The following is a 12736-nucleotide window of genomic DNA, read 5'->3' as shown; positions in this document are numbered from 1 at the left end:
GCCCAACCCCGCCTGGCTGACGTTCGTCAAGACCGGTCGGGCGCGGTCGAAGATCCGCCACCACCTCAAGACGCTGGCCCACGAGAAATCGCACGAACTGGGCGAACGCATGCTCGTACAGGCACTGCGCTCGGAGGGCATTCCCGCCCTGCCGGACGAAATGGGCGAGTTCAAAGCCACCTGGGACAAGTTGCTGCGTTTCACCGGCAACAAAACGCGCAGCGAACTGCTGTCAGACATCGGTACCGGCAAACGCATCGCCAACATGGTGGGCAAAAAGCTGGCGGTGCTGCTGGCCGAGACTGGCCTGAAGCCCGACGCCCTGCTCATCAGCACGGAACGCTACGCCGCAGGGCAAGACGACTCGGCGGGCCAGGGCGTGGTCAGCCTGGACGGAAGCGAAGGGCTGTCGGTGCAGTACGCATCCTGTTGCAAGCCCGTTCCGGGCGATCGCATCGTCGGCTACCTTGGCCGGGGCGAAGGGCTGATCGTGCACACCGAAGACTGCCCGACCGGCAAACGACTGCTGGCACGGGACAGCGAACGCTTCCTGCAAGTGGAGTGGGCCGACGAGACGGTTCGACCGTTTGAAACCCTGGTGGTGGTCACCGTCACCAACGGCAAGGGCGTGCTGGCCCGCGTGGCATCGGCCATTGCTCAGGCAGAAGCCGACATCACACACGTGGACATGGGCGACGAACCCGCACAGACGGCCACCGATATCCGGTTTTCGGTCGCCGTGCGCGACCGGCAACACCTGGACGATGTGCTGCGCAGCCTCCAGCGCACGACCTCGGTGCTCAAGGCGCAGCGTTTCAAACCCTGAAGGGCGCCCGCTCAGCGGGTCGCCGGGACGGGAAAATGCACCGCCAGTACGTCCAGTTCCTGCACCCCACCCGGCACCGAGAGCCGAACCACGTTGCCCACGCGCGCTTTGAGCAGTGCACGTGCGACCGGCGACACCCAGCTGATCTGCCCCTGCGCACTCTCGACCTCGTCCACGCCGAGGATGGTGACCGTGGTCTCTTTGCCATCTGCGTCTGCGTAGGTGACCGTGGCACCAAAAAACACCTGATCGCCGCCGTGGTGCAGCGACGCGTCCACCACCTCGGCAATCTCCAGCCGTTTGGTCAGGAAGCGGATGCGCCGATCGATCTCGCGCAGCCGTTTCTTGCCGTAGAGGTAATCGCCGTTTTCTGAACGGTCGCCATTGCTGGCCGCCCAGTGCACGACCTCGACGATGCGCGGACGCTCCTCGTCGATGAGCTGGAACAGCTCTGCCCTCAGCCGGTCGTAACCGGCACGGGTGATGTAATTTTTGCCCCCTGGCGCTGGCGCAACCGTCGGGAGATCGTCATCGTCGTCGTCCTGGTCGGACTCTCGGGTGAAGGCCTTGCTCATGGATGACGGAACGGTGCGGTTCGGGATATCGGGCCAATCGCCCGTGAACGGTGAGCACAAATGAAAAAGCCTGCAGCTTTTGGCTGCAGGCTATTCATATGGTGCGGCTGGCAGGAATCGAACCCACGACCCCTTGGTTCGTAGCCAAGTACTCTATCCAGCTGAGCTACAGCCGCGAAGACATGCATTGTAGCACGGTTTTTTCGACTTTTGGTAGGCCGTGTTGGGCTTGAACCAACGACCAAAGGATTATGAGTCCTCTGCTCTGACCAACTGAGCTAACGGCCCCTCGAACGACCGGCGATTGTAGAGGCTGGGGGACCGTTATTTATTGTGGCTGAGCGCGTTGCTCACCAGCTTGGCGGTCACGTCCACGATCTGGATCATGCGCTCGTACGACATGCGCTGCGGACCGATCACACCCAGCGTGCCCACCACCTGACCATCCACCTCGTAGGGTGCGGTCACCACCGACAGGTCTTCAAAGGGCACGACCTGGCTTTCACCACCGATGTAAATGCGCACGCCGTCGGCCTGGGCCGAGACGTCGAGCAGGCGCACCAGCTGGGTTTTCTGCTCGAACAGATCGAACAGCCGGCGCAGGTTGCCCATGTCGCTGGAAAATTCGCTGACCGAGAGCAGGTTGCGTTCACCGGAAACCACCACCTCGTCCTGGGAGGTGTCGTTGTCGGCGCCGATCTCCACCGCCGCTTGCATCAGGCCGGCGATTTCGCCCCGCAGGACATCCAGTTCCGTCTTGAGGCGGGCGCGCACGTCTTCCATGGTCAACCCGGCGTAGTGCGCGTTCAGGAAGTTCGCTGCCTCCAACAGCTGGGTCTGGGTGAAGTTGACCTGCGTGTGGATGATGCGGTTCTGCACGTCGCCGTCGGGCGAGACCAGGATGACCAGCACACGCCGCTCGGAGAGGCTGAGGAATTCGATGTGGCGGAACACCGATGCGCGGCGCGGCGCCATCACCACGCCGACGAACTGCGAGAGGCTCGACAGCATCTGCGCAGCGTGGCTGATGACGCGCTGCGGCTGGCCCGACTCGATGCCCGGCGCGGAAAGGTCGGGCACCGGAGCCAGCGCCTCGCGTCGCACGGTGAGCATGGTGTCCACAAACAAACGGTACCCACGCGCGGTGGGGATGCGGCCGGCCGAGGTGTGGGGGCTGGCGATCAGGCCCAGTTCTTCCAGGTCGCTCATCACGTTGCGGATGGTCGCCGGCGACAACTCCAGCCCCGCGGCTTTGGCCAGCGTGCGCGAGCCCACGGGCTGCCCGTCGGCGATGTATCGCTCGACGAGCGCTTTGAGCAGCAACTTGGAACGGTCATCCAGCATGGCTTCATTTTACGGACGCAACCGGCCTTGACACGCACCGCCGCACAAGGGTTTGCCTTTGCCTGCGTGCCGGAGGCGCTGTGTTGTAATTTACCGATGAGCCACACCCCCAACGACAGCATCCGCCCTGCGGGTCTGCGCTTCCCTCACGTGGCCATCGTGGGCAAATACCAGGCCCCTGGCTCGCGCCACACGGTCGATGAAATCGCCCATTTCCTGCACGACCAAGGTTGTGATGTTTCGCTGGAACAGGACACCGCCCTGAACACCGGCTTGCTGCAATACCCCGCGCTCGGAGTGCCGGCCATCGGCAAGTCCTGCCAGCTGGCCCTGGTGGTGGGCGGAGACGGGACGATGCTGGGTATCGGTCGCCAGCTGGCGCGCTACGGTGTGCCGCTGGTGGGCATCAACCAGGGGCGCCTGGGCTTCATCACCGACATCCCGATCGACAGCTACCGCGACAAGCTCGAACCCATCCTGCACGGAGCCTACGAAGAAGACCCGCGCGCCCTGATCGCTGCGAGCGTCTGGCGTGATGGTCGCTGCGTGTTCGAGGCCACAGCGCTCAACGACGTGGTGGTCAACCGTGGCGGCGTGGCCAGCATGATCGAGCTGCGGGTCGAGGTCGACGGCCATTTCGTGGCCAACCAGCGCGCCGACGGCCTGATCATCGCGACGTCCACCGGCTCCACCGCTTATGCCTTGTCGGCTGGCGGACCGCTGCTGCACCCGGCCATTGGCGGCTGGGTGATGGCACCGATCGCGCCGCACACGCTGTCCAACCGGCCCATCGTCCTGCCCTCGCACAGCGAGATCGCGGTGGAGATCGTGTCGGGCAAGGACGCCAGTGCCAATTTCGACATGCAGTCGCTCACCAGCCTGCTGCACGGCGACCGCATCGTGGTGCGCCGCTCCGAGCACACGCTGCGCCTGCTGCACCCCATTGGCTGGAGCTATTTCGACACCCTGCGCAAGAAACTGCACTGGAACGAGGGGGCCTGATTCGCGGTCAAAATACGCGCATCCGTCCTGCACAACCCTCTCGTTCCACACCCATGAGCCTCCGCCGCATCGCCCTGCGCGACTTCGTCATCGTCCCTGCGCTGGACCTTGATCTGGCCACAGGTTTCAGCGTGCTGACCGGTGAGACCGGTGCGGGCAAATCCATCCTCATCGATGCGCTGCAACTGGCCTTGGGCGCACGTGCCGACAGCGGCGTGGTGCGCGAAGGCGCAGCCCGCTGCGAAATCGCGGTCGAGTTCGACAGCCCGCCCGCACTGGCGACGTGGCTGGAAGAGCAAGGCTTTGCGGTGGAAGACGGTCTGCTGCTGCGCCGCACGGTGGACACCGAGGGCCGCAGCCGCGCCTGGATCAATGGCAGCGCGGCCACCCTGGCCCAGCTCAAGGTCCTGGCCAACGAACTGGTGGACATCCACGGCCAGCACGCCTGGCAGAGCCTGACGCGCCACGATGCGGTGCGCGGCCTGCTGGACGGTTTCGGCCAGATCGACACCCGCGCCGCCGGACAGGCCTGGGCCTTGTGGCGCCAGAAGCGCCTGGCACTGGAAGACGCGAGCGCGCGCCAGGCCAGCCTGCAGCAGGACAGCGAGCGCCTGGCCTGGCAGATCGGCGAACTCGACAAGCTGGCGCCCGCCGCTGGCGACTGGGAAGAACTCAACGCCCAGCACAGCCGCCTGGCCCACGCCCAGGCCCTGCTGGACGCGGCCCAGCTGGCCGGTGCCGCCCTGGACGAAGACGAACCGAGCGCGGCCAGCCTGATCCACCGCGCGCTCTCGGCCCTGCAGGCGCAGGCGCACATCGAACCTCAGTTCGCGCAGCCCATCGAAGCGCTGGAAGCCGCGCTGGCGCAGGTGCAAGACGCCGCGCACACCGTGCTGCAGTACAGCCGGCACACCGAACGGGACCCGGCACGCCTGGACGCGCTGGACCAGCGCCTGGCGCTGTGGATGTCGCTGGCGCGGCGCTACCGGCGCCCGCCCGAGGAACTGGCCGAACTGTTGGCGCAATGGAAAGCCGAACTGGCCGCGCTGGATCAGGCGCTGGACCTGGCCGGCCTTCAGCAAGCCGAGCGCGAGGCCCGCAAGGCCCTGGACGCCGAACTCAAAACGCTGAGCGCGCAGCGCCAGAAAGCCGCGCCCCGGCTGGCCAAAGCCGTCACCGACACCATGCAGACCCTGGGCCTGCAAGGCGGCCGCTTCGACGTGGCGCTGACCCCGCTGGACGAGCCCCAGGCCCATGGCCGCGAGCAGATCGAATTCCTGGTGGCGGGTCATGCGGGCGTGACACCCAAACCGGTGGGCAAGGTGGCCTCGGGCGGCGAGCTCTCGCGCATCGCCCTGGCGATTTCGGTGGTCACCAGCCGGCTGGGGCAAGCGCCCACGCTGATTTTTGACGAAGTGGATTCGGGCATCGGCGGCGCCGTGGCACACACCGTTGGCCAGCTGATGCGCCAGCTCGGGCTGGACCGGCAGGTGCTGGCCGTGACCCACTTGCCCCAGGTGGCGGCCTGTGCCGACCACCACCTGCTGGTGAGCAAGCAGCGCAGCGGCGCACAGACCGTGAGCCAGGTGGCGACCATCGGCCACGACGAACGGGTGCGCGAACTCGCTCGCATGCTCGGTGGCAACGAGCAGTCTGAAGTGTCCCTGGCCCATGCGCGCGAGTTGCTGACCGCATGAGCACGACCGCCCCCACCATCGATCTGCTGCTGGTCACCGGCATGTCTGGTTCGGGCAAGTCGGTCGCGCTGACCGCTCTGGAAGACCTGGGCTACTACTGCGTCGACAACCTGCCACCCGAACTGCTGCAACAGTTCATCGCGCTGGAACAGAGCCACGGCGCACGCAAGGTGGCGATCGCCATCGACGTGCGCAGCGCGGCTTCACTGCCCGCGCTGCCCGAGCAGCTGGAGCTGTTGCGCCAGTCGCCGGGCCATGCGGTGCAACTGCGCATCGTGTTCCTGGATGCGACCACCGACACGCTGGTGCGCCGGTTCTCCGAAACACGCCGGCGCCACCCGCTGTCCCTGCACCACACCGACGACGACCAGCACCGCCTGCTGACCGATGCGATCGAGCACGAGCGCGAGCTGCTGAGCCAGCTGCGCGAACAGGCCAAGGTGATCGACACCAGTCTGCTGCTGCCGGCCCGGCTGCGCACCGAGATCAAGGACCTGATCGGCACCGCGCAGGCGGGTCTGACGCTGGTCTTCGAATCGTTCGCTTTCAAGCGCGGCATCCCGATCGACGCCGACTTCGTGTTCGACGTGCGCATGCTGCCCAACCCGCACTACGTGCCCGATCTCAAACCCCTGACCGGGCGCGATGCGCCCGTGGCCGACTACCTGGCGCAGCAAGCCGACGTGCAGCGCATGGAGCAGCAGATCACCCAGTTCCTGCGCCAGTGGCTGCCGCAGATGCAGGCCGACCACCGCAGTTATGTGACGGTGGCCGTGGGCTGCACCGGCGGACAGCACCGCTCCGTTTACCTGGCCGAACAGCTGGGCGCGGCGTTTGGTGCCGACTGGGCCACCCGGGTGCGCCACCGTGAGGCCGCGTCCTGGCCCGCGGCCCAACCCCGCACCTGAACCGCTCAGTCCGGCAGGCGGTCGAGCAACACGCGCACCGGCGCCGGCAGGCCGACCGCCGACAAACCCGACAGGGCCACCCATTGGCCGTCACCGGACACCGCGCTGGCAGGCACGTCCACCAGCAGCGGGTGCAGCCGCAGTTCGCGGTGCGTGAGGCTGTGCGCCACCGGCTCCAGCGCAACCACCGATTCGGGGCGACAACCAGGCGGCAAGGCGGCCAGGGCCTCGGCCTCGCTGGCCAGCACGGGCGTGCAGTGCAATCCGGCCCAGATGCCACGCGAGGGTCTGCGCTGCAGCCAGATATGGGGCTCGTCGCCGCCATCGGCACGCAGCACCAGCAGCCACCAGCTCTCGTGGCGCCGTTTGAGCGTGCGCGTCTTCACCGGGTATTTCGTTGCCTCACCGGCCTCGGCCGCACGGCACAGGGTGCGCATGGGGCAGGCATCACAACGGGGCCGGCTGCGCGTGCACAGCGTGGCACCCAGGTCCATCAGACCCTGGGTGTAGGCGGCCATGTCGTCACCGGTGGGTGCCGCGGGCAGCATGGCTTGCGCCAGGTCCCACAGCACCCGTTGCTGGGGGGGCTGGGCCAGGTCGCCACCGAAGGCCAGCAGGCGTGTGAGCACGCGCCGCACATTGCCGTCCAGGATGGAAATGCGTTCGCCGTGACAGAACGCCGCGATGGCCGCCGCCGTGGAGGCGCCGATGCCGGGCAAGGTTTCCAGCGTGTGGGCGTGGGCCGGGAACACGCCGCCGTGCTCGGCCACCACCGCCTGCGCACAGCGGTGCAGGTTGCGCGCGCGGCTGTAGTAGCCCAGGCCGCTCCACAGCGCCATCACCTCGTCGGGCGTGGCCTGCGCCAGCGCCTGCACGTCGGGGAAACGCGCCAGAAACCGCGGAAAGTAGTTCAGCACGGTGCTGACCTGGGTCTGCTGCAGCATCACCTCGGACAGCCAGACACGGTACGGGTCGCGGGTGCCCTGCCAGGGCAGGCCATGGCGCCCGGCGCAGCGCTGCCAGTGAATCAGGCGCTCGGCAAAGCCGGCGGGCACGGGCGTGTCCGCGGCGGTGGGGGTGCGACTCATGCCGCGACGGCTTCGGTGCCCGGCGCGGGCGCGTCCAGCGGCACGGCCAGCAGCTGGTCGGTCAGCTCGGCGAGCTTGGCGTCCATCAGGTGCAGCTGGGCCTGCTGCGACTGCAATTCGCGGATGCGTTCGTCCAGCCCGCCCGCGGCCTGCTGGATGCGCGAAACCGCCTCGATGCGGCGACCGAAATTGCGGCGGCGCTCGCGCAGCTGGGCGTCCAGCTGGGCCGCGGCCGACTTGTTCCACAGCTCCACCTCGTTGACCGCCGTTTCATAAACCACCCGCAGACGGCTCATGAGCGCACGCGCCAGCCGCTCGGCAAACTCCGGCTGTGCCAGGCGCAGCGCGTTACCCAGGCTGAGGTACTGCAGGTGGCTCTTCTCGATCAGGTCCAGGTCTTTGCCGTATTGCGCCAGCTTGGGCGGCGTGGGCGGCTGCAGCGAGAACCCGTACTCGGCGTTCAGGTTCTTGAAGCTGCCTTCGAGCATGGACTGGATCTCGCCGGCCAGGCGGTCGGCGTGGGCCAGGTCGGCACCCAGGCGCTCAAATGTCTGGCCGTAGGCACGGCGCACGCCCAGCTTGATGCCGGGTTGCTTGAGCGCACGCGCCAGGCCGGTCACCGCGTCTTTCAGGTGCGTGGTGCTGAGCATGGCGAACAGGTCTTTGAGCAGGCGCAGGTGCACCGAACGCACCGCCTGGATCTTGGCGCCGCTGGCGTCGAAGTCGGCCTGCTCCTGTTCGATGCGCAGGCGCATCTGCTTGATCGTGCCCGCGTTCTTGCCGCGCAGGCCTTCGAGTTCCTGGATCTGCTCGACCAGGTCGCGCGCCCGCGTGTGCACCAGGCGACCGGTTTCCTGGCGCAGCGCTTCCATGCCCTTGGCCACCGCGGCCCCCAGGATCTTGCGGCGCTGCCCCAGCAGGCCCTGCCCCAGTGCGGTTTCCAGCTCCATCAGGTTGCTGGCCTGCAGCAGCTTGTCGTCGCGGTTGACCTTGGCCAGCAGCCCTTTTTGCGCCGACACCGCCAGCACCTGCAAGGGCGAGAGGCCCAGGATGTCGGCCGAGTCGGTGCGCTGCGCGGCGATCTGCAACTGCACCTGCTCGGGCGCACTCAGCGCATCCCACATGGTGTCGATCTTGTTGAGCACCACCAGCCGCGCCTCCTGCCCCTGGCCCAGCGTGGCCAGGTGCTGGCGCCAGATGGTCAGGTCGGACTTGGTCACGCCCGTGTCGGCCGCCAGGATGAACACCACCGCATGCGCTTGCGGCAGCAGGCTCACCGTCAGTTCGGGTTCGGCGCCGATGGCGTTGAGCCCCGGCGTGTCCAGGATCACCAGACCTTGCTTGAGCAGCGGGTGCGCCATGTTGATCAGCGCGTGGCGCCACTTGGGCACCTCGATCAGGCCGTCGCTGCCCAGCGGCGGGTTGTCGTCGGGCACCTCGTCGTCCCAGAACCCGAGCGAGGCAGCCTCGGCCGGCGTCACGCGGCGCACTTCGGCCACCTTCTGGATGGCGCGCGCCAGCTGCTGCGGGTCGTTCACATCCAGGTTCACGCGCTCCCATTTGTCGGGAGCGTTGCGCCAGTCCATCAGCGACTGCGGCTGCAGGCGCGTCTCGATGGGCAGCAGGCGCAGGCAGGGCGGGACTTCGGCGTCGTAGCCCAGCTCGGTCGGGCACATCGTGGTGCGACCGGCGCTGGCCGGCATGATGCGCCGGCCGTAACCGGCGAAGAACACGGCGTTGATCAGCTCGGACTTGCCGCGGGAGAACTCGGCCACAAAGGCCACCGTGATCTTGTCGTTCTTGACCTGGGCGTGCAGTTGGTCCAGCCGTTCGCGCACCCCGGCTTCGAGCAGGTCGTGATCGGTCAGCCACTCCGACAGGAGTTTCAGGCGCAGCGCAAACTGCTTGCGCCACGCGCCGTGTTCGTCGAATTCCTGGTTGAAGCTCATGGGCCGGCTCATCGGGTTCTGGTGTCCATAGTATCGGCGCGCGCTCAGGGCTTTTGACACTGCGGACAGTAAAAGGTCGAGCGCTGCCCCTGGCGGATGCCCTTGATGGGGGAGCTGCACACCCGGCAGGGCTGGCCTTCGCGCCCGTAAACCATGGCGTCGAGCTGGAAGTAACCGCTTTCGCCCTGGGCACTGGAGAAGTCGCGCAGGGTGCTGCCGCCCAGAGCCAGTGCCTTCTGCAGCACCCCCACGATCGCACCGTGCAGGCGCAGTGCCCGCGGTTTGCTCAGCCGATCGGCGCGCAGTGTGGGGCGGATGCCGGCCCGGAACAGGGCTTCGGACGCATAGATGTTCCCCACGCCCACCACGATGTCGCCCGCCAGCAGCACTTGCTTGATGCTGGCGCGCCGCTGGTGCAGGGCTGCGTGGAAGCTCACAGGATCGAAACCGACCTCCAGCGGCTCCACCCCCAACCCGCCCAGGAGCTTGCGCGCCACCGGATCGTCGATGGCCTCGGCGTGCACCACGGCACCGAAACGCCGCGGATCGTGCAGCCGCAGGCGGCCCCGGCTGGTCTCCAGTTCAAAGTGATCGTGCACACCGCGTGGCGGCAGCTGCGCCGCAAACTGCAGGCTGCCCGACATGCCCAGGTGCAACAGCAGCAAGCCCTGGTCGAGGTGGATGAGGAGGTATTTGCCCCGGCGCGCGACCGTCTGCACCGTGCGGCCCACCAAGACTTTCGGGTCACAGCCCAGCGGCCAGCGCAGCGGTTTGCCCATGTGCACCCCCACCACCTGCGCGTCCGCGATGCGGTCGGCAAAACTGCGACGGGTCACTTCCACTTCGGGCAATTCGGGCATAAGACGGTGGCTTTTGAAGCATCCACCGGAACGATCCGGGGACATGGGCATCACACCAGGCGCGCCCAGACCCTTCCATTATCATGACCCGATGAACACCTTGCACCGCCCCGCCCAACAGGTCACAGGGCGTTTTCGCGCCGCATCGCCGGTGATCGCCTCCCTGCTGGGCGCCGTGCTGCTGACCTTGTCCGGAGCCGGCGCGGCGCAAACGCCAGCGGCGGTCAACACCAGCACCCCGACGGTGGCAGAGCCCGTGGTCAACTCCCAGCTCAACGCGCCGCTGTTTTACCAGCTGCTGCTGGGCGAGATGCAGGTGAACGCGGGCGAGCCGGGCGCGGGTTATTCGCTCATCCTGGACGCCGCACGCAAGCAGCGCGACGACCAGCTCTACCGGCGGGCGGTCGAAGTGGCCCTGCAGGCCCGCTCGGGAGACGCTGCGCTGACCGCCGCCCAGGCCTGGGCGCAGGCCCTGCCCGAGTCGGTGGATGCCCACCGCTTTGTGCTGCAGATCCTGCTGGCCCTCAACCGCCCCGGCGAAACCGCTCCGGTACTGCGCACCCTGCTCGAACGCAGCAGCGTGGCCGAGCGCAACGACATCATCAACGCCGTCCCGCAGACCTTTGCCCGCGTGAGCGATAAAGCATTGGCCCTGCGCGTGGTGCGCGAGGCCCTGGCGGGCCCTCTCAAGCAGCCCGAACACGCCGCGGCTGCCTGGACCACACTGGGCCGCATGGAACTGGCCAACGACCAGGTGCCACAGGCGCTGGCAGCAGCACAGGCCGGGCAAGCCGCCGACCCGGCATCGCCCTACCCCGCCCTGCTGGCGCTGGAACTCATGGAGCGTGGCCAGGCCAGCGCGGAGGCGGTCGTCCAGGCCCATTTGAAAGCCGCGACGCGCGGCGTACCGGGCGCGCCCAATGTGTCGCTGGCGTACGCCCGCATCCTGCTGGACCTGCAGCGCAACGCCGACGCCCGCGTCCAGCTGGCACAGCTGACGGCACAACAGCCGGAGCTGCCCGAACCCTGGCTGCTGCAAGGCACCCTGCAGGTGCAAGACAACGCGCTCCCGGCGGCCGCCCAGTCGCTGAACCGGTACATGGGTCTGGCCCGCCAGTCGGGCGACGAGCGCAGCGCGCGCGGCCTGACACAGGCCTACCTGCTCATGGCGCAGATCGCCGAAAAGCAAAAGGACTACGCCGCGGCCAACGCCTGGCTGGACCGCATCGAAAACGCCAGCGACATCATGGCCGCCCAGATGCGCCGCGCGTCGCTGCTGGCCAAACAAGGCCAGCTGGCGCAAGCCCGCGCCCTGCTGCGCAACCAGCCCGAACGCCGCCCGGAAGACGCGCGCCTGAAACTCGCCGCCGAAGCCCAGCTGCTGCGCGACATGAAAGCCTGGCAGCAGGCCTTCGAGGTCTATGGCGAAGCGGCGGCCCGTTACCCCGACGATGGTGACCTGCTCTACGACCAGGCCTCCATGGCCGAAAAGGCCGGCAAGCCGGACGTCATGGAACAGCTGCTGCGCCGCCTGATCGCGCTCAAGCCCGACTACCACCACGCCTACAACGCGCTGGGCTACTCCCTCGCCGACCGGGGCGTGCGCCTGGCCGAAGCCAAGCAGCTGATCGAAAAGGCGGTCGAGCTCGCACCGCAAGACGCCTACATCCAGGACAGCCTGGGCTGGGTGGAATTCCGCCTGGGCAACACGCCGCGCGCCCTATCCATCCTTCAGGCGGCTTACAGCAAACGCCCGGACGCTGAAATCGCCGCCCACCTGGGCGAGGTGCTGTGGGTCAGCGGTCAGCGCGAGCAGGCCCTGAAAATCTGGCGCGAAGGCCTGCTGCTGGCCAGCGACAACGAAACCCTGCAGTCCACGCTCAAACGCCTGCGCGTTAAACCATGAGTCTTTCCAGCCCGCGGCTCGCCACCCGTCGGCTGGCGCTGGTGTGCTGTGCGGGCCTGCTCGTGGCCTGCGCCACGCTACGTGTGCCGCCCCCCGGCCAGGCCCACTGGAGCGGCCGCCTGGCGGTACAGGTGGCGAGCACGCCACCCCAGTCGTTTTCGGCCGGCTTTGACCTGACCGGCTCACCCGACGCCGGCGAACTCGCCCTGACCACCCCGCTGGGCAACACCGTGGCCACGGTGGTCTGGTCGCCGGGCACCGCCGAGCTGCGCCAGGGGGAGCAGACCACCCGCCGCGCCAGCCTGGACGAACTGACCACCGAGCTGGGCGGTACCGCTCTGCCCGTGACCGCCCTGTTCGCCTGGCTCAGCGGACAGCCGCACAGCGCCAACGGCTGGACGGCCGACCTCTCGCGGCAGCCCGAAGGCCGCATCACCGCCCGCCGCACCGACCCCGCACCCAGTGCCGAACTGCGCATCGTCTTCCAGCCATGACCCACGCCACCCCGGGCGAGCCCGTGCAGCAACTGCGCGACGTGCGCGCCCCCGCCAAGCTCAACCTGTTCCTGCACATCACCGGCC

Annotated in this window: 11 protein-coding genes and 2 tRNA genes; 6 read left to right on the top strand and 7 right to left on the bottom strand. The window is 67.8% G+C overall.

Annotated features, from left to right (window positions below; all coding sequences use genetic code 11):
- The coding region (locus ACR2JA_RS14110; RefSeq protein ID WP_434009713.1) for an ACT domain-containing protein at positions 1–826 on the top strand (826 nt) is incomplete at its 5' end.
- Positions 827–837: 11 nt separating this feature from the next.
- On the opposite strand, the gene greB is transcribed toward ACR2JA_RS14110, so the two are convergent.
- From greB to hrcA, 4 genes are all read right to left on the bottom strand, one after another.
- Entirely contained in the window at positions 838–1401 is a 564-nt protein-coding gene (gene greB / locus ACR2JA_RS14105; RefSeq protein ID WP_434009712.1) for a transcription elongation factor GreB, read from the bottom strand.
- A 99-nt stretch (positions 1402–1500) separates the two neighbouring features.
- Positions 1501–1577 (bottom strand) — tRNA-Arg (locus ACR2JA_RS14100).
- A gap of 35 nt (positions 1578–1612) precedes the next feature.
- Positions 1613–1689: transfer RNA gene (locus tag ACR2JA_RS14095), tRNA-Ile, on the bottom strand.
- A 36-nt stretch (positions 1690–1725) separates the two neighbouring features.
- Complete coding sequence (hrcA, locus tag ACR2JA_RS14090; protein ID WP_434009711.1) at positions 1726–2745, bottom strand: heat-inducible transcriptional repressor HrcA; 1020 nt, start codon at positions 2743–2745, stop codon at positions 1726–1728.
- 96 nt (positions 2746–2841) lie between these two features.
- On the opposite strand from hrcA, the gene ACR2JA_RS14085 reads away from it, so the two are divergent.
- The 3 genes from ACR2JA_RS14085 to rapZ are packed head-to-tail and all read left to right on the top strand — an operon-like array spanning position 2842 to position 6352.
- A complete protein-coding gene (locus ACR2JA_RS14085; protein ID WP_434009710.1) occupies positions 2842–3747 on the top strand; it encodes an NAD kinase in 906 nt (301 codons plus the stop codon).
- 53 nt (positions 3748–3800) lie between these two features.
- A complete protein-coding gene (gene recN, locus ACR2JA_RS14080) occupies positions 3801–5444 on the top strand; it encodes a DNA repair protein RecN (protein WP_434009709.1) in 1644 nt (547 codons plus the stop codon).
- Entirely contained in the window at positions 5441–6352 is a 912-nt protein-coding gene (gene rapZ, locus ACR2JA_RS14075; RefSeq protein WP_434009708.1) for an RNase adapter RapZ, read from the top strand. The genes recN and rapZ overlap by 4 nt, the downstream gene beginning before the upstream one ends.
- 5 nt (positions 6353–6357) lie before the next feature.
- Here rapZ and mutY read toward each other — a convergent pair whose 3' ends face one another.
- Genes mutY through mutM form a run of 3 tightly spaced genes read right to left on the bottom strand, consistent with a single transcriptional unit; the run spans position 6358 to position 10249 of the window.
- Positions 6358–7440: an A/G-specific adenine glycosylase gene (mutY, locus tag ACR2JA_RS14070; protein WP_434009707.1), complete on the bottom strand. Its 1083-nt coding sequence runs from the start codon at positions 7438–7440 to the stop codon at positions 6358–6360.
- Positions 7437–9389, bottom strand: a complete 1953-nt coding sequence (locus tag ACR2JA_RS14065; protein WP_434009706.1) for a dynamin family protein — start codon at positions 9387–9389, stop codon at positions 7437–7439. The genes mutY and ACR2JA_RS14065 overlap by 4 nt, the downstream gene beginning before the upstream one ends.
- A gap of 44 nt (positions 9390–9433) precedes the next feature.
- Complete coding sequence (gene mutM / locus ACR2JA_RS14060) at positions 9434–10249, bottom strand: bifunctional DNA-formamidopyrimidine glycosylase/DNA-(apurinic or apyrimidinic site) lyase (RefSeq protein WP_434009705.1); 816 nt, start codon at positions 10247–10249, stop codon at positions 9434–9436.
- Positions 10250–10340: 91 nt separating this feature from the next.
- On the opposite strand from mutM, the gene ACR2JA_RS14055 reads away from it, so the two are divergent.
- Together ACR2JA_RS14055 and ACR2JA_RS14050 are read left to right on the top strand one after the other, a co-directional pair.
- Positions 10341–12155: a tetratricopeptide repeat protein gene (locus ACR2JA_RS14055; RefSeq protein WP_434009704.1), complete on the top strand. Its 1815-nt coding sequence runs from the start codon at positions 10341–10343 to the stop codon at positions 12153–12155.
- On the top strand, positions 12152–12649 hold the full coding sequence (locus ACR2JA_RS14050) for a lipoprotein insertase outer membrane protein LolB (protein WP_434009703.1): 498 nt from the start codon (positions 12152–12154) through the stop codon (positions 12647–12649). The genes ACR2JA_RS14055 and ACR2JA_RS14050 overlap by 4 nt, the downstream gene beginning before the upstream one ends.
- The last annotated feature ends 87 nt before the right edge of the window (positions 12650–12736 follow it).

It is taken from the genome of Hydrogenophaga sp. (assembly GCF_051007235.1).
Lineage (GTDB): Bacteria > Pseudomonadota > Gammaproteobacteria > Burkholderiales > Burkholderiaceae_C > Hydrogenophaga.
Note: the sequence above shows the minus strand (reverse complement) of the source record. Positions and strands in the feature narration are given on the sequence as shown.